The organism is Butyrivibrio sp. AE2015 (assembly GCF_000420825.1).
In the GTDB taxonomy this organism is placed as follows: domain Bacteria; phylum Bacillota; class Clostridia; order Lachnospirales; family Lachnospiraceae; genus Butyrivibrio.
Window position 1 is genome coordinate 1 of record NZ_ATVR01000049.1, and the last position, 21,100, is coordinate 21,100.

At 41.2% G+C, this 21,100-nt stretch carries 18 protein-coding genes and 1 pseudogene; 18 read left to right on the forward strand and 1 reads right to left on the reverse strand.

Annotation, left to right across the window (positions count from 1 at the left end; genetic code table 11):
* Positions 1-827 precede the first annotated feature (827 nt).
* From G585_RS0115450 to G585_RS0115505, 12 genes and pseudogenes are all read left to right on the forward strand, one after another.
* Positions 828-1,925: a radical SAM protein gene (locus tag G585_RS0115450; protein WP_022776207.1), complete on the forward strand. Its 1,098-nt coding sequence runs from the start codon at positions 828-830 to the stop codon at positions 1,923-1,925.
* Between the two features lie 83 nt (positions 1,926-2,008).
* Complete coding sequence (locus G585_RS18445; RefSeq protein WP_022776208.1) at positions 2,009-2,824, forward strand: nitroreductase family protein; 816 nt, start codon at positions 2,009-2,011, stop codon at positions 2,822-2,824.
* 178 nt (positions 2,825-3,002) lie between these two features.
* Positions 3,003-3,629, forward strand: a complete 627-nt coding sequence (locus tag G585_RS0115460; RefSeq protein ID WP_022776209.1) for a GDSL-type esterase/lipase family protein — start codon at positions 3,003-3,005, stop codon at positions 3,627-3,629.
* Positions 3,630-3,916: 287 nt separating this feature from the next.
* Positions 3,917-4,735, forward strand: a pseudogene (locus G585_RS0115465) (ABC transporter ATP-binding protein); the annotation flags it as partial.
* Positions 4,736-4,801: 66 nt separating this feature from the next.
* A complete protein-coding gene (locus tag G585_RS0115470; protein WP_155827857.1) occupies positions 4,802-5,554 on the forward strand; it encodes an ABC transporter permease in 753 nt (250 codons plus the stop codon).
* A gap of 45 nt (positions 5,555-5,599) precedes the next feature.
* Entirely contained in the window at positions 5,600-6,400 is an 801-nt protein-coding gene (locus G585_RS0115475) for an ABC transporter permease (protein ID WP_081644861.1), read from the forward strand.
* Positions 6,401-6,547: 147 nt separating this feature from the next.
* Positions 6,548-7,483 (forward strand): cysteine synthase A, encoded by a 936-nt coding sequence (gene cysK / locus G585_RS0115480; RefSeq protein ID WP_022776215.1) that lies wholly within the window; start codon positions 6,548-6,550, stop codon positions 7,481-7,483.
* Between the two features lie 94 nt (positions 7,484-7,577).
* Entirely contained in the window at positions 7,578-8,765 is a 1,188-nt protein-coding gene (locus G585_RS0115485; protein ID WP_022776217.1) for a MalY/PatB family protein, read from the forward strand.
* A 38-nt stretch (positions 8,766-8,803) separates the two neighbouring features.
* Positions 8,804-9,976 carry a trans-sulfuration enzyme family protein gene (locus tag G585_RS0115490; RefSeq protein WP_022776218.1) on the forward strand — a complete coding sequence of 391 codons (1,173 nt, stop codon included), beginning with the start codon at positions 8,804-8,806 and terminating at the stop codon, positions 9,974-9,976.
* 194 nt (positions 9,977-10,170) lie between these two features.
* Positions 10,171-11,637: an extracellular solute-binding protein gene (locus G585_RS0115495; RefSeq protein ID WP_022776220.1), complete on the forward strand. Its 1,467-nt coding sequence runs from the start codon at positions 10,171-10,173 to the stop codon at positions 11,635-11,637.
* A gap of 10 nt (positions 11,638-11,647) precedes the next feature.
* The gene (locus G585_RS18450; protein WP_022776221.1) at positions 11,648-13,372 is read left to right on the forward strand and encodes a methyl-accepting chemotaxis protein; all 1,725 of its coding nucleotides are present in this window, start codon (positions 11,648-11,650) and stop codon (positions 13,370-13,372) included.
* A gap of 73 nt (positions 13,373-13,445) precedes the next feature.
* Complete coding sequence (locus G585_RS0115505; protein WP_022776223.1) at positions 13,446-14,342, forward strand: LysR family transcriptional regulator; 897 nt, start codon at positions 13,446-13,448, stop codon at positions 14,340-14,342.
* A 64-nt stretch (positions 14,343-14,406) separates the two neighbouring features.
* Here the strand turns inward: G585_RS0115505 and G585_RS0115510 are convergent, their stop codons facing one another.
* Positions 14,407-14,757, reverse strand: coding sequence for a PilZ domain-containing protein (locus tag G585_RS0115510; RefSeq protein WP_022776224.1), 351 nt, complete (start codon positions 14,755-14,757; stop codon positions 14,407-14,409).
* A 162-nt stretch (positions 14,758-14,919) separates the two neighbouring features.
* Here G585_RS0115510 and G585_RS0115515 point away from each other — a divergent pair, with 162 nt between their 5' ends.
* The 6 genes from G585_RS0115515 to trpA all read left to right on the forward strand — a co-directional run bounded on the left by G585_RS0115515 (position 14,920) and on the right by trpA (position 20,966).
* The gene (locus G585_RS0115515) at positions 14,920-16,104 is read left to right on the forward strand and encodes a nucleotide sugar dehydrogenase (protein WP_022776226.1); all 1,185 of its coding nucleotides are present in this window, start codon (positions 14,920-14,922) and stop codon (positions 16,102-16,104) included.
* Positions 16,105-16,545: 441 nt separating this feature from the next.
* Entirely contained in the window at positions 16,546-17,562 is a 1,017-nt protein-coding gene (trpD, locus tag G585_RS0115520; protein ID WP_022776227.1) for an anthranilate phosphoribosyltransferase, read from the forward strand.
* Between the two features lie 30 nt (positions 17,563-17,592).
* Positions 17,593-18,372, forward strand: coding sequence for an indole-3-glycerol phosphate synthase TrpC (gene trpC / locus G585_RS0115525; RefSeq protein ID WP_022776229.1), 780 nt, complete (start codon positions 17,593-17,595; stop codon positions 18,370-18,372).
* A 13-nt stretch (positions 18,373-18,385) separates the two neighbouring features.
* Complete coding sequence (locus tag G585_RS0115530) at positions 18,386-18,994, forward strand: phosphoribosylanthranilate isomerase (RefSeq protein WP_026664046.1); 609 nt, start codon at positions 18,386-18,388, stop codon at positions 18,992-18,994.
* 21 nt (positions 18,995-19,015) lie between these two features.
* A complete protein-coding gene (trpB, locus tag G585_RS0115535; RefSeq protein ID WP_026664047.1) occupies positions 19,016-20,206 on the forward strand; it encodes a tryptophan synthase subunit beta in 1,191 nt (396 codons plus the stop codon).
* Entirely contained in the window at positions 20,199-20,966 is a 768-nt protein-coding gene (trpA, locus tag G585_RS0115540) for a tryptophan synthase subunit alpha (RefSeq protein WP_022776230.1), read from the forward strand. The genes trpB and trpA overlap by 8 nt, the downstream gene beginning before the upstream one ends.
* Positions 20,967-21,100: the final 134 nt, after the last annotated feature.

Sequence of the window (21,100 nt, forward strand, 5' to 3'; positions counted from 1 at the left end):
AGATGTACAAGACATGAATAATAGAATAAATGCCAGATCTCATGCCAAACGATTCTATTCAAGGCATGAAATTATGAGAAAAATCTGACACAGCATGTCGAATTACTAAGCAAAGACATGGTATCTGAGTCAAAATCACTAACAACATGTCTGAACCACTATACAAAGCATGTGATACTTGCAAAAAATCTCCAAATCATGTCAGAAGCCTCTGCACAAGGCATGAAAATCGAAAAAAAACTCTCGCAGCATGCTATAGCCAGGTAAATCTTTATGTTTTCATTATCCCAAGTCTCCAGCTGATTCAATTTCAGCCATCCCTATTGTTCTCGGAGTCAGAGCCTGAGGCAATAATCCCCAGCCACACCGAAGGTGCCTGCCATTGACGGGTTCTGAGGAAAACGCTACAATGCTGAATCCGACTGTGAGATTAAATCTACTGTTCCCATCATCCTCACCGTCGGCAAGGCTGACAAGGCGTTTTACTCAGGCTCAGTCAATGGTGGCGTACGTATTCGTAACAATGATCAATTTATTTGAATCGTCCCTATGTATCCAACTCACTTACGCATATACAAAGGGAGAGTATTTGTAAGTGTCAAATTTTTTATGTATAGAGAATCTTACTGGTTTAATGCATAAACTATATTTTTTATGTATAATCGCCTTTTTTCATTGAAGCACGCGTATAATAGCGAGCCAAAACATTGACAACAATAAAATTGCAAAAAATGTAAAACGTGTTATAATTGAAATCACCTGATTATTTACTAAATTTGTTAGAGGACAGTAACATGATATGCTGTCCTCTGATAGGAGATTGTATTATGGCTAATGATTTTAATATCCAGGAATATATGACAAAAGGTGTAGAAAGGGTTGTTTCAGACGCAATAAAGGCAACTCTTAAAAATCCTAAAGAAAGTGCGTACATGGCAAAGTTCGCACTTGCATCCAAGGCTGCTTCCAAAAAAAGAGCTGGGCTTGAGAAGGAGGGAGAGCATATTCCGCCATTTCTTATTGCCAGTATAACAAGCAGCTGTAATCTCCACTGCGCCGGCTGTTATTCCAGATGTAATAATGCAACTGAGGATACAGAGCCGGTTCAGCAGCTTTCTGATGAAGACTGGCTCAAGGTTTTTGATGAAGCGGATGATCTTGGAGTCAGCTTTATTCTTCTTGCAGGCGGTGAGCCTCTTCTTAGAAAAGGCGTGATTGAGGCTGCAGGCAAAAAGCAGAATATTCTTTTCCCTATATTTACAAATGGAACTTACATGGCTGATAAGTATTTTGACATGTTTGATAAGAATAGAAATCTTGTTCCAATCATGAGTATCGAGGGCGAAAAAGATGCCACTGACAACAGAAGAGGTGAAGGCGTTTATGATAAGCTTGTCTCAAATATGGACGAGCTCAATAAAAGAGGCCTTATCTATGGATCATCTGTAACGGTTACTACTGAGAACCTTAAAGATGTTTCTTCTGAGAGGTTTATAAGTATGCTCTCTGATAAGGGATGTAAAGCAGTTATTTTTGTTGAATTTGTTCCTGTTACAGAAGACTCAAAGCATCTGGCACCAGGAGATGAAGACAGAGAGTATCTGAAAAAAGAAATCGCAGGGCTAAGGGTGGAGCATCCGGAGATGGTATTTGTTTCATTCCCGGGAGATGAGAAGAGCTCAGGCGGTTGTATCGCTGCAGGAAGAGGATTTTTCCATATCAATTCACATGGCGGTGCAGAGCCATGCCCATTTTCGCCATATTCTGATATAAATGTTAAGGATACTTCTCTTAGAGAGGCGATTAATTCAAAACTCTTCAAGGCTCTTCAGAGCGAAGGAGTTCTTTTGGATGATCATGATGGAGGATGCGTTCTTTACGAAAAGAGAAAAGAAGTAGAGGCGCTCCTTGGGAACGCTGTATAAAATGTGTTTTGAAACAATAAAAAGAGTAAATGCAGTATTCTTTATGTTGATAGAAAAAAGATTAGTAGAGAGGTGTGTTCAAAATGAAAAGTTTTGTGGAACTTGTAAAGAGTAGAAGAAGCGTCAGAACATTCGATGGCAATATGCCTGATGCAAAAGTTATTGAAGAACTTAAGGCTTTTGCGCAGACTATTTCCAATCCGTACGGAGTAGATGTAAGATTTATTTTCCTTGATGCTGCTGAGCATAAGCTCTCAAGCCCGGTTCTTTCAGGTGAAAAGCTCTATATAAGTGCTGTTGTTAAAAAGCAGGAGCATGCAGAGGAAGCTTATGGCTATAGTTTTGAAAAGCTTTTGATGAAGGCTCATGAGCTTGGGCTTGGAACAGTCATGATAGGCGGAACAATGCCAAGAGAAAAATTTGAAGAGGCATCAAATCTTGGAGAGGATGAGGTTATGCCATGTGTAAGTCCGCTTGGTGTTACAGCCAAGAAAATGGGCGTAAAAGAAGTACTTATGAGAAAAGGAGTCAAGGCAGATACAAGACTTGATTTCAAAGAGCTCTTCTTTGACGGAGATTTTAACACCCCTATTGATGAGCAGTACGCTAAGACACATGGTCTTTTTGATGATCTTGAAGTTGTAAAATATGCTCCATCAGCAGTAAATAAGCAGCCATGGAGAATTGTTATAGATGGTAAAAAAGCTCATTTTTATGAGCACCATGATAAAGGCTTTGTTTCAGCCAATTACGATCTTCAGAAAATTGATATGGGAATTGCAATGTATCATTTTGAAACTCAGATGATATCTGAAATGAGGAAGCCTGTATGCAAGATTGAAGATCCGGGTATAAAGACTCCTGATCAGGTTGAATATGTAATGTCATATGAATTCTGATAAGTAAATAGGAATAATACTGATATTAAACTTAAAGAGGAACAGTTTAGCTGCTCCTCTTTTTTGTTGAGTAGAAAAGCTTATATCTGCCGATAAGTTTCATGTCTTATACAAAAGAAATCACATAGTAGATAATTATTATAGAAAACGTTAATGGTGATTTTAGGGGAATAGTGATATGAAACAGATAATGGCATTTGGTGATTCCAATACATGGGGACTTGTTCCCGGTTCGAGAACAAAAGAAAGATATCCCTGGGGAGTACGATGGACAAGCATTCTTCAAAATAAGATAAGTGATGTGAGAGTTGCAGAAGAGGGGCTTTGCGGAAGAACTACCATATTTGAAGATGAGCTTCGCCCGGGACGTAAGGCAGTAAGCATACTTGATCCGCTTTTGGAGAGCCAGTACCCGGTGGATGGAGTTATTCTCATGCTTGGGACTAATGACTGTAAGAGCTTTTACAATGCATCAGCATATGTGATCGGAAAGGGAATCGAGAGATGCCTTGATATATTGGAAAAATATGTTGAGCCTGAGAAAATTCTTTTGGTATCGCCAATCCATCTTGGAGAAGATGTATGGCGCCCTGAAAAAGACCCTGAGTTTGACACAGATTCTGTAACTACAAGTAAGGAGCTTAAAAAGGTCTATGAGACCATCGCACGCAAAAGAGGAACTGGATTTCTTGCAGCATCTGACTATGTTCAACCAAGCCCTGTTGATGACGAGCATATGGACCAAGAGGGGCACAAAATATTTGCTGACGTTGTATACAGAAAGCTTGAAGAGATGATAGCATGATAATATATGGTCTTGCTGTGAGTAAGGATTTCCCTGACAGGAATATATTTGGCAGCGTATGATTCGAATTTTGGATTGTACGCTGCTTTTACTATGTATATAATAGATACTTACCAGCCATTCACCATCAAGGAGCAATTATGAGCTACATAGAGGTTAGTAACTTAAGGAAAGATTTTACAGTAAAAAAGAAACGTGAAAAAGGAAAACTTTTTAGGGAAAAAGAAATTGTGAATGCACTAAAAGATGTTTCTTTTTCTGTCGAAAAAGGGGAACTTGTAGGATATATAGGGCCTAACGGAGCAGGAAAGTCAACCACGGTAAAGATTCTTTCGGGAATCCTTACGCCGGATGGTGGAGATGTAAAGGTCGGAGGTATAGTTCCCTGGAAGGAGAGAAAAAGTCACGTTAAGAATATAGGAGTTGTTTTTGGACAGCGAAGCCAGCTTTGGTGGGATGTTCCCATAATCGACAGTTATATGCTTCTTAGGGATATATACAGGATTCCCAAGGGGGATTATGAATCAAGGTTAAAAGAGCTGACTAGAGCCCTTGATCTAGAACCGCTTTTAAGGACTCCCTTAAGGCTCCTTAGCCTTGGACAAAGGATGAGAGCTGAGCTGTGCGGGTCACTTCTTCACAGGCCGGAGCTCTTATTTCTTGATGAGCCGACAATCGGCCTTGATGCGGTAAGTAAGCTCTCTCTGAGGGATTTTCTTAAATGGGAAAACAGAGAGTATGGTACAACCATCATGCTCACAACCCATGACATGGAAGATATTCAGGCACTGTGCTCGAGGGTTATGGTTCTTGGGCATGGTAAAAAACTATTTGACGGAAAGCTTCAGGATCTTCTTGAGCGTTACGATACAGTTCGCAATGTGAATATTAAATATGACGGAGCTATTACGGATTTAAGGCTTCCTGAGGGAGTTAAATGGAAACAGACTGAAGATGGAATTGAACTAAGCTACAATCCATCTGATTTTCCGACATCACACCTTTTGGGAATGCTGCAGGATGCAGGGAATATCCGGGAACTTACTTTGCAGCCGGAAAATACGGATCATCTGATTGCTGCAATGTACAAGGAACTTGATCTGTAAAAAAGAAAAATTAATTAACAGAGGGTGACCATGTCATATTTTACAGTTTTTAAAATGAGGCTTCGTATGGAGCTTCAATATAGAGGGGCAATGATCGGAGGAATCGCTTGTCAGATGTTCTTCGGTCTTATTCTGGTTGCGCTCTACAGGGCGCTTTATGCAGGAAAGCCCCAGTCTTTGCCTATTGAAAGTGTTGCAACTTATGTATGGTTGCAGCAGGCTTTCTTTAGAATGATGCTGGCTTCTGATTCAGAGCTGGTGGACAAGATAAAATCAGGGGATATAGCCTATGATATGTGCAGGCCTGTAGACATGTACGGATTTTACTATGCCAGGATCATGGCTCAGAAACTAATGGGAAGTATCATGCGTGCCGTTCCTATGCTGGTGATGGCTTCTTTGCTACCAAAGGGATGGGGAATAAGTCTTCCTGCATCTTTAACTGGATTTTTAGCTGCTATACCGGCTCTCTTTTTAGGACTTTTGTGCGTCTGTGCTCTTGAAAATATCACTGTTGCTTTTACCATGAAGACCCTTGATCCAAGAGGAATGCAGGGACTGCTTAATCTTTTGATGATGACCTTTTCAGGAAACCTTCTTCCCCTGACTCTTTTTCCGGAAAGCTGGCAAAAAGTTATTACTTTTTTACCATATGCACAGCTCCTTGATGCGCCCATCAGGCTGTATACGGGAAGCTTCATGCCAAACGAGGCTTTAAGGATCTATGCCATTCAGGCCTTTTGGGTGATAATACTTATTGCGCTTGGTGTATTTATGTGGAATGCAAACAAGAAACGCATGATAGTTCAGGGAGGTTGAGATAAGGCTAATATCAGCCTTAGTAGTTTTTAGTTTGGAGAAAAAATGAATACACTACGACTATATTTTAAATCAATAGTAATGCTGATTAAGAGCCAACTGCAGTATCCGTCCTCTTTTATCATGCAGACCCTCGCGCAGCTTGTTATGGAGGGCGGCGAGATGATGGTTGTCATCCTTATAGTTGACAGATTTGAGAGTCTGAAGGGGTGGAGCGGAGGAAATCTGTATTTCTTTTTCGGGATAATGTCTGTATCCTTTTACCTTACGGAGCTGTTTGGAAGAGGAATTACAGGAGACTTCCCCTCTATGGTAAGGACTGGGAGACTTGATACATTTCTCATAAGGCCAAGAGGAGTACTTACCCAGGTTTTGTGCGGTGGAACAGACCCAAGAAGAATTACCTGCATAGCAGTGGGCGTGGCGGCGCTTATTATGGGGAGTAATCTTTCAGGAATTGCCTGGAGCCCCCTTAAGGTGCTTGCTTTGGTTGAATCCATAGCAATGAGTTGCCTTCTTATATTGGGACTTTTTATGATCGAGGCAATCTTTTCTATTTTCAGTGTAAAATCCGTGGAACTGGTAAATGCTATAACCTACGGCGGTCGAAGCGCCTGTCAGTATCCAATTGATGTTTATCCTTTGCCCCTTAGAGCTCTTTTTACTGTTATTGCGCCATTTGCGCTGACAATGCATGTTCCGGCGTCATGGATATTGGATAAACCGTTATATGGCTGGCCTGTCTGGACGGCTTTTGTTACGCCCCTTGCCGGAGCTGTAGTTTTTGCGGTGATGACGGCACTTTTCCATTTAGCCATGAGACATTACAGATCAACAGGCAGTTGATAAGGAAGCTGATCCGGGATGATAAGTAACCTTTAACCCTGCCTATAACCTTTGTTTAATTTCACTTTATTTTTTTCTGTGCTAATATCAATTTATCAAAGCAAACAAAGAACACAAATACATTAAGAATATATGGAGGAAATCATCATGGCAGACATCAAAGAAAGCGCATTAGAACTCATTGGGGGAACACCACTTCTTAAACTTAACAATTACAGCAAAAAGGCAGGAGCTACAAACGCAACACTTCTTGCCAAGCTTGAATACTTAAATCCAGCCGGATCAGTAAAAGACAGAGTTGCTCTTAGCATGATCGAAGATGCTGAAAAGAGCGGAAAGCTTAAACCAGGAGCTACAATCATTGAGCCTACTTCAGGAAATACCGGAATCGGTCTTGCAGCAGTTGCAGCAGCAAAGGGATACAGAGCAATCCTTACACTTCCTGATACAATGAGCGTAGAGAGAAGAAATCTTCTTAAGGCTTATGGCGCAGAAATCGTTCTTACAGAAGGCGCAAAGGGTATGAAGGGAGCCATTGCAAAGGCTGATGAATTAAACGGTCAGATCGAAGGTTCAATCATTCTTGGACAGTTTGTAAACCCTGCAAACCCAGCAGTCCATAAGGCTACAACAGGTCCTGAGATCTGGAAGCAGACAGACGGAAAAGTAGACATCTTCGTAGCAGGTGTAGGCACAGGCGGAACAATTACAGGTGTAGGCGAATACTTAAAAGAGCAGAATCCTGATGTGAAAATTGTTGCTGTAGAGCCAGCTACAAGCCCTGTACTTTCAAAGGGTGAGGCCGGTGCACACAAGATTCAGGGAATTGGCGCAGGATTTGTTCCTGATACACTTAACACAAAAGTTTACGATGAAGTAATTGCAATCGATAACGATGATGCTTTTGCAGAAGGCAAGAGCTTTGCAGTTTCAGAAGGAATCCTTGTTGGTATTTCATCAGGCGCAGCACTTAAGGCTGCTACAATATTAGCAAACAGGGAAGAAAACAAGGGAAAGAATATCGTAGTTCTTTTACCTGATTCCGGTGACAGATACTTGTCAACACCATTATTTGCCGACTAATGGTTTTGCTTCATAATAATCTTCTTTCAAATATTGCTCCGAGGCTCATTTGCTTCGGAGCAATAATCATAATCAGAAATGGTAAAAAGAGCGCATGGGAAAATATAACTTTGATGAAATAATAGCAAGAAGAGGCACAAGCAGCCTTAAGTTTGATTTTGGACCGGAGAGAAAAGGAAGGGATGATCTGCTTCCACTGTGGGTTGCAGATATGGATTTTAAGCTTCCTGAAGAGATACTTTCGGATATTCAGAAAAGAGTAGCGCATGGGATATTCGGATACACAGATCCTAAGGATGATTATAAAGCTTCACTAAGACACTGGTTTGAAAAAAGACATGGCTTTGTAATAGAGGATGACTGGAATACCATAGAACCTGGCATGGTTCATTCCATTTCACTTGCCATAAGGGCTTTCACTAAGCCTGGGGATGCTGTCCTTATTCAGCAGCCTGTTTATTATCCTTTTATGGAATCAATAGCTTTAAATGGCCGAAAAGTGGTCAACAACCAGCTTTTATATAAAGACGGGCACTATGAGATTGATTTTGATGACTTTGAAAAAAAGATAGTTTCAGAGAATGTAAAGATGTTTATTCTTTGCAGTCCTCACAATCCTGTTGGAAGAGTCTGGACAAAAGAAGAACTGCAAAGAATTGCAGATATTTGCCTTAAAAGAAATATATATGTTTTTTCTGATGAAATACATTCAGACTTTGTGTATAGTGGTCATAAGCATGTTTCCTACATCACACTTGGCAAGGAGTATACAAAGCGTCTCATTTTGGGAACTGCCCCAAGTAAAACTTTCAATATAGCAGGACTTCAGCTTGCTAATATAATTATTCCGGATGAAGAGACCAGAGCTGTTTTCAAAAGAGAAAACGAGGCAGCAGGCTATAGTCAGGGAAATGTCCTTGCAATGACAGCAACAGTTTCTGCATATACAAAGGGCGAGGAGTGGCTTGATGAGCTTGTCTGTTACCTTGAAGGAAATGTCAATTATCTAAGAAGCTTTTTAAAAGAGAATCTTCCGGAGGTTAAGCTCATTGAACCGGAAGGAACTTACCTTGTATGGCTCGATTTTTCAGGTATTACAGATGACCCAAAAGAACTTGAAAAGCTTATAGTTGATGAAGCAAAGTTATGGCTTGACTCCGGAGCGATCTTTGGAAAAGAGACAGCTCTTTTTGAAAGAATAAATATAGCATGCCCAAGGTCAGTGCTTGAACAGGCTCTTTGGCAGTTATATAAGGCAGTAGATAAGCACAAAAAAGCATAATGCTATTGCCGGATATTTTAATGAGAGGATATGAAAAAATGGATTGTAGTGGTTGTAACAAATGTACAGAAGTTAGATGCAGCATAGAGACTAAGTGCCAGCAGCTTGACAGAAATCTTATGGACAAATGGGGAGCTATAAGCTATCCAATCTATCAGACGGCAACTTTTGCCCATGACGGATTTGGGCAGAGCACAGGCTATGATTATACCAGAATGCAGAATCCTACAAGGCAGCAGCTTGAGTCGATTGTTGCATATCTTGAAAATGGAAAAGATGCACTGGCTTTTTCTAGCGGAATGGCAGCAATTGCTACTGTTATGGAGCTTTTTAAGCCGGGAGATCACTTTATTATTGATGAGGATCTCTATGGAGGAAGCATCAGACTTTTTAACGAGATCAGCAAAAAGAACGGGCTCACTTATACTGCAATAAGTTTAAGTACCGAGGATATCACACCTTATATAACTGAGAATACAAAGGCAGTATATCTTGAGACGCCAACCAATCCTATGATGAATGTTACTGATATCAGGAAGCTTTCAAAGATTACTAAGGAACATGGCCTTCTTCTTATAGTAGACAATACATTTTTGTCTCCTTATTTCCAAAATCCTCTTAATCTCGGGGCGGACATTGTTGTTCATTCAGGAACCAAGTTCCTTGGAGGGCATCACGATACTATTGGAGGTTTTGTTGTTGTTAAGGACGAGGAACTTGATGAGAGACTTCGCTTTATCTATAAGACAACAGGTGCCGGCCTTTCACCCTTTGACAGCTGGCTGATCCTTCGCGGTATCAGGACTTTGGCGGTAAGACTTGACAGAGCGCAGCAGAATGCCCTTGAACTTGCGCAGTTTCTAAAGGAACAGGATCATGTCACAAGGGTTATTTATCCGGGACTTCCAGAACATCCGGGATATGAGATCATGAAAAAGCAGGCAAGGGGCTTTGGAGCAATGCTTACCTTTGAGGTGGACTCAGCAGAATTTGCCAAAAAGATACTTAATAATGTTCAGCTAATTTACTTTGCTGAGAGTCTTGGGGGAACGGAAACTCTGATAACTTATCCTATTACCCAGACCCATGCAGATGTGCCAAAAGAGCTTTTGGAAAAAAATGGAATAAACGACAGAGTGCTCAGACTTTCAGTAGGTATTGAAGGCATACGGGACCTGAAAGCAGAGCTGACAAGAGTTTTTGCAATCTGAATATAGTAGACACTATACCGGGAGGACATTTGATTCCTCCCGGTATTTTTATTTCGGAAACTGCTTAATTTTTTGAAATAAAGTATTGTTAAAAACTATATTGCATAAAATATAATAAATGATATAATGACTTCTGTTTTAACCAAAAAATCATAAAAAGTTTATGTTTGTTTAATTATTTTATTGGAGGAATTATGAACAGAAAGCTATCTATGGGCCTTGGAGCTATTAGTATGTCAGCTCTTTTGCTCAGTGCCTGTGGACAGGCAAATGGCGCAGCTGTAACAGCAAAGACCGGCTTAAGTGAAAGTGACGTAATAAGCGAAGTTACAAATGACGCTACAAAGCCTTCATCAATCAAAGTTATGGTTGATGGAACTTTAATAACCCCGGAAAACGGGCGTGATGAATTTGAAAAAAAGTGGGAGGACCTCACAGGGATCGATCTTGAAATAATCCAGCCGGAGCATGACGTGTACTACGAAGAAGTTGCAAAGGCATTTGAAAGTGGAGATCTTCCGGATGTTGTCCTTTTAAGTTCAAATTACTATACCAAATACGCAGCAGAGGAAATGCTTGCGGATATCACACCTTTTTATTCAGGATCGGAGCTTGAACAGAGGGTAAAAGAAGCAGGAAATGAAAGCCTTGTTGATGGTATCAGAATAAATGGCAAGCTCTACGGCTTTTCTCCAACAAGGGGAAATGGGTGCGTTACCTATATCAAGAAGGCATGGCTTGATAATACAGGACTTTCGGTACCAACTAATTTTAGCGAATACATGGATATGTTAAAGGCCTTTTCCGAAGGTGATCCTGACGGAGATGGAATAAACGGAAATACTTATGGTGTTTCTGCCGCAGGAATCATCAATAATGAGGCGCCGTATGTTAACTATCTTCCTGAGTTTTATCAGGATGCCTATCCTTCTTTCTACCAAAAAGAGGATGGAACCTGGAGCGATGGTTTTATGGAAGAGCCTATGAAAGCAGCTCTTTTGCGCCTTCAGGATGCATATTCAAAGGGATATATAGACAAGGATATAGCTGATAACGGAACAGGTAACTGCAGAGACAAATACTATGCAAATGAGTATGGTGTATTTACTTATTGGGCAGGAACCTGGGCAAAGACCTTATCAGGAAAGCTCGTTGAAGCCGGAGTAAATGGAGAGCTTGTAGCTATGGAGCCACTTGCTGAAACAAAGCAGTATCTTGAGCGAGTAGCGCCTGTGTGGTGCATTACATCAGCATGTGATAATCCATCCGGAGTTTTCAAGTACTTTTTGGAAACTATGAATGATGGTGGCGAAATGGAAGAGCTTTGGACCTACAGTCCAATATCAGACAGCTTTACCAAGAACCATATAGACCATCTTCTTGCAACTGTACCGCTTACAGAGGATCCGGGTAAAGATAGCATAACACCGGATCAGGCTAATGCTCTTAGCGTATTTAATAACAATAGCAAAATGGCAGATCTTCCATATAGTACTGATGCCTATTCTCTTTACAATGAAGATCTTATGGCACTTAAGAAAGAACTGATAAAAAAAGTTGTAGTTGACGGAGCTGAAATAGAGTCTGCATATTCAGAGTTTGTGGCGGCAAATGGCGCATATATGTCTCAGGCCATTGTTGATTCGCTCAATGCAGAATGAGGAGATAAAAATGGAAAACAATAGAGGAATGAGATTTAGTATCAGATTAAAGATAATAATCATGAGTATCATGATAAACATCATTACATGCACAGTAATGGGCATTACAATTTATCGTTTCGTACATAACAGCTATGTAAAGAGCGCATCTGAAGATACTCTTGCTGTAACACAGATAGCTGCAAAACAGCTCAACGGTAATCTGCTTAGCCTTTTGGATACAGGCGCTGACGACAGCTATGCCAACACGGTAATGCTTGAGGATATGGCCCAGGTGGTTAGTTCAGCAAATATAAGTTCCATCTATACAGCGGGAACAAGAGATGGTAGTCTTGTTTATCTTTCAAGACCTGTTTCAGACGGCATTGCTATTGGAGCAGGAGTTGAAAGCGCATTCCAGGATGGAATGAATAAGGCTCTGACTTCTGACGGATATGTATCAACAGATATAAAGAAAGCTTCATCAGGAGCTCACTACATTACAGCTTATGCTCCTATTTTTAATAAAGCAGGAGAAACAGTTGGTATTCTTGGAGTTGACTATATCGTTGATGAACTGGTTGATTCACTTAACGCTATAGTAAGGACCATAATTATTATTGGAATTATTCTTTCTGCAGTTTCTGCCCTCGTTTCTATTCTCATGGCAGGCGGAATTGTAAGTGGTCTTAACAAGGTAGAGAGAAAGATAAATGACCTTGTAAGCAATGACGGCGATCTTACACAGAAGATTGAGATCAAAGGAAACGACGAAGTTACTGATATTGCAGATGGCATAAACAGCCTTCTTGAGTACATAAGGGACGTTGTAAGTTCAATCTATACAAGCTCAAGCAAGCTTTCAGGCTCTGTTGATACAGCCCTTGATACAACAATAAAGACAAATGATCAGCTTGACACTGTATCTGCAACCATGGAAGAGATGAGTGCTGCAATGGAAGAAACATCAGCGTCTCTCCAGCAGGTTCAGGGATCAACCAGCAAGATCAAAGAAGACGTTCAGGGAATGTATTCAAGTGTCCGTGAAGGAACTGATTACGCAGGTCATATGGAGCAGCGCGCTATGGAAATGAGACAGCACGCAGAGGAAGAGACTAACCTTGCCAAGGAAGCAGCTGATAACATGGCAGACAATCTGAATGCCAAGATTGAGAAGTCAAAGGCTGTTGAGGGTATAAGCGGTCTTACTCAGACAATTCTTGAGATCGCTTCACAGACAAATCTTTTGTCCCTCAATGCCAGCATTGAAGCTGCAAGAGCAGGAGAGCACGGAAAAGGCTTTGCTGTAGTTGCAGGAGAGATAAGCTCACTTGCTACTAATTCTGCAGATACAGCTAAAAAGATCCAAAAAATATCTGATGAAGTTATCAGCACAGTAAAAGAACTTACTGAAGAAGCAACAAAGATGGTCGAATTTGTCCGTGAGAAGACAGTTGACGGATATCTTCAGCTTATGGACACTGGAATCCAGTATCAGGAAGATGCTAAAAAGATATCTGAAATGTTAAAGACAATGGAGATGGCTTCACAGAATATCGAGAGCTCAATGAACATTGTATCTGACGCTATGGATGACGTATCTACAGCAGTAGATGAGAGTGCAAGAGGAATCAGCGATGTTGCAGGTGCTGTATCTGAGATGTCAGATAACATGAACCAGAACAGAGAAGTTGTAAATGAAAATGCCAATATCGCTCAGCAGCTTGACGGCGAAGTAAATAAGTTCAAATTTTAAAAAAATATGTTGTGACATAGAATGATTGTGGTATGATATAGCAGTACTTTTATACTTTAAAGGAGTAATGTATATGACCATACTACAGCTAAAATATGTGATCGCTATTGACGAAGAGTGCTCCATGAGAAAAGCAGCAGACAGGCTCTATGTATCGCAGCCGGGACTTTCAAGTGCTGTAAGGGACTTAGAGAGCGAAATTGGTATTCAGATCTTTGAGAGAGTACATAACGGAGTGGTTACAACGGCAGCAGGTTCATCTTTTATTGCTTATGCAAGGAATGCTGTTGAGCAGTTTGAGAAGGTTGAAAATAAATATCTGAATGCAGGCAGCCACAGGCAGACCTTTGCAGTATCAATGCAGCATTACACAATAGCTGTAAACGCTTTTATTGACACAGTAAAGGAGTTTGATCTTGAGGAGTACCAGTATTCAATAAAAGAGACACAGACCAGCGAAGTAATTGAAGATGTTAAGACATTAAAGAGCGAAGTTGGCGTTATAGCTCTCTCAGATTTTAACAAGAATACTTTCAAAAAAGTTTTTGCAGATGCCTCAATTGAGTTCCATGATCTTTTTACAAGAGATACATATGTATATCTTCGTAAGGACCATCCGCTTGCTTCTGAAAATGAGATATCCCTCGAACAGTTGCAGGATTATCCATGTATGGTATTTGATCAGGGAGACAATACTTCTTTTTACTACAGGGAAGAGGCACTTGCTACCTACGATTACAAAAAGGTTATCAGCACCAATGAAAGAGCTACTTCGATCGAGCTTATGCTTGGACTTAACGGCTATGCTGTAGGTGCGGCAATGCTTGGAGACAGCTTAAATGATTCTGAACTTACTGCAGTTAAGTTAAAAGAGGAAGAGAAACTCACTTTTGGATATATAACCAGAAAAGGCAGTGAGCTTAGCGAGATGGGAAAAGCTTTTGTCAAAAAGCTTGAAGCATATAAGTAAAATAAAAAACCCTTATTTACCGTGACCATAACCAGGTTTCAGGTAAACAAGGGTTTTGTTTTATTTATTTGCCCAGCTTTGCTTTTTCGTCCTCTACGATCTCATAGACATCGATACGCTGCTTAAGATCCTCAGGCATTCCGATGAACAATCCGCCATAATGGTAGCCATCTTCATCAACATTGGCTCTGACGATTTTTATAAATACATGCAGGACTTCTTTTGTCCAAATGGCCAGATTAGCTTCATAGTTGTCGCCGATGGCAAGCTGTTTGTCTGTAACAAAACCTACGCCGACACTTGATGCGTCAGTGATCCTGATATCCACTGTCTCTCCATTATCTGGTCCGCCTACTTCTTTAATGATAATTTCGCCGGTAAGGTCAAGTCTTCTACTACGTCTTTTTTCTTCCATAATTACCCCCGTATATTGGTATGAGAATGAAATAACGCATCTTTTTATATGATTCATTATACACTATTTATCGTGATAAGTGAAATTGTAATGAATGGGCCGCTGGTGTATAATAGGAGCTGCTTTTATATTTGTGAGCATAACATTTTTAAGGAGATCAAAATGAAAATTGCAGTAGTTGGAACAGGCTATGTAGGCCTTTCTAATTCCATTTTATTATCACAATACAATGAAGTTGTTGCTGTTGACGTAATTCAGGAAAAAGTCGATATGGTCAACAACAGAAAATCACCTATAGTAGACAAGGAGATAGAGGAGTACCTTGCTACTAAAACTCTTAATCTTTTTGCTACAACTGATGCGTCATCTGCTTATGACGGAGCTGATTTTGTAATTGTATCTACGCCTACAAATTACGATGAAAAGATGAATTACTTTGATACATCATCAGTTTTGTCAGTTGTTGAGCAGGTAAGAAAAGAAAATCCGGATGCTTATATAGTCATCAAATCAACTATCCCTGTAGGATATACAGAGGAGCTCATGGAGGAGTTTAACACAGACCATATCATGTTCTCACCTGAGTTTTTAAGAGAGGGACATGCTTTGTATGACAACCTCTATCCATCAAGGATCATTGTGGGTTATAACACAGACAGTGAGGAAGCGGAGCAGAAGGCTCATCTTTTTGCAGGAATGCTTAAACAGGGCGCTCTTAAAGAAGACGTTCAGACCCTGTTCATGAATACTACTGAGGCAGAATGTGTTAAGCTTTTTGCCAATACATTCCTTGCTCTTCGTGTTTCATACTTTAATGAGCTTGACACATATGCAGAGGTGAGAGGACTCAACACCAGAAATATCATCGATGGTGTCTGCCTTGATCCCAGAATTGGCAATTTCTATAACAACCCTTCTTTTGGTTACGGTGGATACTGTCTTCCAAAGGATACCAAGCAGCTGCTTGCCAACTATGAAGATGTTCCTAATAACCTTATCAGCGCGATAGTTGAGGCCAACAGAACCAGAAAAGATTTCATAGCTGACAGAATATGGGCTCTTCAGCCAAAAAAGGTTGGCGTTTACAGACTTACCATGAAAGCAGGCTCAGATAACTTCAGACAGTCAGCTATTCAGGGAATCATGAAGAGAATCAAATCCAGGGGCATTGAGTGCGTGGTTTATGAGCCAACGCTTAAGGATGATCTGTTCTTTAACTCTAAGGTTGAAAGAGACCTTGCGACCTTTAAGAAAGAATGCGATTACATAATCGCGAACAGGATCACACCAGACCTTGCAGATGTAGTGGATAAGGTATACACAAGAGATCTTTTTGGTAATGAGTAAAAAGTTTTCAGACTTTTTTATAAAAATGCATTGACGCGTAGGAACAATCGTAGTAATATTTTATCAATTTAATAATTTAAACCAGTGAAGCGGAAGAAAAAGCGCATTTTGCACCGAAAGAATTATCTTTCCAGAGAGTCCGGGATGGTGGAAGCCGGATGGTCGCGGGGCGCGTGGATGAGCACTTGTCCTTATATGGGCCGCTGAGGGCATGGGGAAAAAGAAACTAGTTTCTCTAGTATCCGTGACGTGAGGCTTACGTTAGTAGTCGGGGATATGTAGGTATCCTGCAAGAGCACGAAGTCATTTTCGTGAATCAAGGTGGCACCGCGGATAGTGTATAAATATTCGTCCTTGACAGAAAACAATAGATTTTTCTGTCAAGGACTTTTTTTGTGTAAAGCAGAGCCCTTGGCAGAGGCAACGAGAGGAGAATGCAAAATGATCAAAGAAGCAATCGTAAAAATCGTAAACAAAGAGGACTTATCTTATGACGAAGCCTACTCAGTAATTAATGAGATCATGAGTGGTGAGACTACACCTACTCAGAATGCGGCTTTTCTTGCAGCTCTTTCTACTAAGAGCGCAAGGGCAGAGACAACTGATGAGATTGCAGGTTGTGCTGCAGCCATGAGAGATCATGCTACAAGAGTTGATACAGGTATGGACGTGCTCGAGATCGTAGGGACAGGTGGAGACAATGCAGGAAGCTTTAACATCTCTACTACAACAGCCATCATTGCAGCAGCAGCCGGAATCAAGGTTGCAAAGCACGGAAACAGAGCAGCGTCATCACTGTGCGGAACTGCAGACTGCCTTGAAGCACTTGGAGTTAATATCGATCAGAGTCCTGACAAGTGTATTGAGCTTTTAAAAGAGGCAGGAATGTGCTTCTTCTTTGCTCAAAAGTACCACACATCAATGAAGTATGTTGGTGCTATCAGAAAGGAACTTGGCTTCAGAACAGTGTTCAATATCCTTGGACCTTTGACTAATCCGGCATCACCTAAGATGCAGCTTCTTGGAGTATATGACGACTATCTTGTTGAGCCTCTGGCGCAGGTACTTGTAAACCTTGGCATCAAGCGCGGAATGGTTGTATATGGAATGGACAAGCTCGATGAGATCTCACTTTCAGCTCCAACCAAGATTTGTGAGATAAATGATGGATGGTATAAGACATTTACCATAAAGCCTGAAGACTTCGGCTTTGAGACTTGCGATAAAAATGATCTCAAGGGCGGAACACCACAGGAAAATGCCAAGATCACTCTTGATATCTTAAGCGGAGTTAAGGGGCACAAGAGAAATGCAGTCCTCTTAAATGCAGGTGCGGCTCTTTATATCGGAGGAAAGGCACAGTCCATGGCAGATGGAGTAAAGCTTGCAGCCGACATAATTGATTCAGGTAAGGCAAAAGAAACACTTAATAAGATCATAGAAGTCAGCAACAGATAAAGAAAAACAGCAATGAACCGGGAGCCCAAAATGAATATCTTAGAAGAAATTGCAGAGTACACAAAGACAAGAATTGAAGAAGAAAAAAGGGTAAGGCCATTTGATGAAGTAAAAAAGATGGCGCTGTCACTTCCAAAGGGAGATTTTTCTTTTGAGAAGGCACTGAAAAAAGATGGAATTTCTTTTATCTGCGAATGTAAAAAGGCATCTCCCTCAAAGGGAATAATAGCAGAGGAGTTTCCTTACGTTCAGATAGCCATGGACTATGAGAAGGCCGGGGCAGACGCGATATCTGTCCTGACTGAGCCCAAGTGGTTTCTTGGGAAGAATGAGTATCTGAAAGAGATATCAGAGAAGGTCAGTATTCCAATCATTCGAAAGGACTTTACAGTTGATGAGTACATGATCTATGAAGCCAGGATTTTAGGGGCATCAGCAGTTCTTTTGATAGTATCAATACTTTCTGAAAGCCAGATAAAAGAGTACTTGAATATCTGTGATGAACTTGGTATTTCAGCAATCGTTGAGTGCCACGACGAAAAAGAAATTGAGACAGCCCTTAAGGCAGGCGCCCGGATCATTGGTGTGAATAACAGAAATCTGAAGGACTTCAGCGTTGATATAAGTCTTGGAAAAAGATTAAGGGACATGGTTCCCAAAGATCTGGTCTTTGTTTCAGAAAGCGGCATTAAGTCAAATGAAGACATAAAAGCGCTTAAGGAAATAGGGGCAGATGCAGTCCTTGTAGGTGAAACACTTATGAGGGCAGAAGATAAAAGTAAGGCTTTGGCGACACTTAAAGGAGCCTGAAGAGAGAAGAAAAATGACTAAGATTAAACTTTGCGGACTAAAAAAGAAGGAAGACATTACTTCCGCAAATATATTTAAACCTGATTATATCGGGTTTGTGTTCTGGGAAAAGAGTAAGCGCTATGTTGATCCTGAGACAGCGAGGAACCTTAAGGATGATCTAAACAAAGATATAAAGGCAGTTGGCGTTTTTGTAGATGAGAATCCTGATGAAGTAATAAGGCTTGTTAATGAAAAGATCATAGATGTGATACAGCTTCATGGTCATGAAAATGAGAGCTATATAAGACATTTGAGGCTCCATACAGATAAGCCTATAATCAAGGCGTTTATTGTAAGAAACGAAGAGGATATCCAACTTGCAAATGAAAGCATAGCGGACTACGTGCTCTTAGATGCAGGGCTCGGAGAAGGGAAGAACTTTGACTGGGAGCTACTTAAAAATGTTAACAGACCATTCTTCTTGGCGGGAGGTCTTTTTCCTGAAAACGTCAAAGAAGTGGTACATAGGATAAATCCTTTCGGAGTTGATGTGAGCTCTGGAATAGAGACGGACGGACATAAGGATGCTTCCAAAATGGGGAGCTTTGTAGCAAATGTAAGACTTGCAGCGCAGATGTGAAAAGAAAATGAGGAGTAGACAATGGAAAATACAAAGGGAAGATTTGGAGTTCACGGAGGTCAGTATATTCCTGAGACTTTGATGAATGCGGTAATTGAACTTGAAAATGCATACAACAGATTTAAGTACGATCCTGAGTTTAACAGGGAATTGACAGAACTCTTAAATGAGTATGCAGGCCGCCCTTCAAGGCTTTACTATGCTGAGAAAATGACAAAGGACCTGGGCGGAGCAAAAATCTATCTAAAGAGAGAAGATTTAAATCACACCGGCGCCCATAAGATCAACAATGTTTTAGGTCAGGCGCTTCTTGCCAAAAAGATGGGTAAGACAAGACTTATAGCAGAGACAGGCGCAGGTCAGCATGGCGTTGCAACTGCCACAGCCGCAGCCCTTATGGGGATGGAATGTGTAGTATTCATGGGAGAAGAGGACACAAAGAGGCAGGCACTCAACGTCTACAAAATGAAACTCTTAGGCGCAGAAGTCGTGCCTGTTACAACAGGAACTGCAACCTTGAAGGATGCGGTTTCTGAGGCAATGAGAGAGTGGACAAGACGAATTGATGATACACATTACTGCCTTGGTTCAGTTATGGGACCACATCCTTTCCCAACTATTGTAAGAGATTTTCAGGCGGTTATTTCCAAAGAAATAAAAGAGCAGATGCTTGAAAAGGAGGGAAGACTTCCTGATGCTGTTGTAGCCTGTGTCGGAGGCGGCTCAAATGCCATCGGATCTTTTTACAATTTCATAGAGGATAAAGAGGTAAGGCTTATTGGCTGCGAGGCTGCCGGAAGAGGAATTGATACTTTTGAAACTGCAGCTACCATAGCTACAGGAAGAGAAGGCATTTTCCACGGAATGAAGTCATATTTCTGCCAGGACGAGTATGGACAGATAGCTCCTGTTTATTCTATCTCTGCAGGACTTGATTATCCGGGAGTTGGCCCTGAGCATGCTTACCTTCACGATATTGGAAGAGCAGAGTATGTGCCAGTTACAGACGATGAAGCAGTTAATGCCTTTGAATACATGTCAAAAACTGAAGGCATCATTCCGGCCATAGAATCTTCACACGCTGTAGCTCACGGAATGAAGCTGGCAAAAGAGCTTTCACAGGACAAGATAATAGTGATAACAATTTCAGGAAGAGGCGATAAGGACTGCGCAGCAATCGCCCGCTACAGAGGGGAGGATATCAATGAGTAACATAAAAAAAGCTTTTGAAAACGGAAAGGCATTTATTCCGTTTATAACTTGTGGAGATCCTGATCTTGAGACTACCAAGGCATGCATATATGAAATGGTAAATGCAGGCGCTGACCTTATTGAGCTTGGAATTCCTTTTTCAGATCCAACAGCAGAGGGGCCTGTAATCCAGGAGGCTAATGTGAGAGCTCTTTTAGCAGGAACTACTACAGACAAGATATTCGACATGGTAAAAGAGGTAAGAGAAAAGGTCAGCGTGCCTATGACTTTCATGACCTATGCCAATGTAGTCTACTCCTATGGGGCTGAAAGATTCATATCAAAATGCAGGGAAGTAGGGATTGACGGTCTTGTCCTTCCGGATATTCCTTTTGAAGAGAAGGGCGAGTTTATAGACTTGTGTGATAAATATGATGTTGACCTTGTTTCCCTTATTGCTCCTACATCTGCAGATAGGATATCAATGATCGCCAAAGAGGCAAAGGGCTATATTTACCTTGTATCAAGCCTTGGAGTAACAGGAACAAGAACAGAGATAACAACTGACCTTGCGTCAATAGTTAAAGTCATCAGGGACAACACTGACGTTCCATGCGCCATAGGCTTTGGAATATCGACTCCTGAGCAGGCTGCCAAAATGGCATCTGTTTCAGACGGCGCAATTGTAGGTTCCGCAATTATAAAGCTCATTAAAGAGCATGGAAAAGATGCGCCCAAGGTTGTTGGAGAGTACGTACGGAAAATGAAGGAAGCAGTGTAGAGCAAAAGAGTGGCCCTTGGGTGTGCGTGGTGTGTGGCCCTTGGGTGTGTGGTGGGTGGCCCTTGGGGGTGGTGGTGGGTGGCCCTGGGGGACGGGGTTAGTGGGCCATTTTGCTTTTTGCAAAAACAAAATGG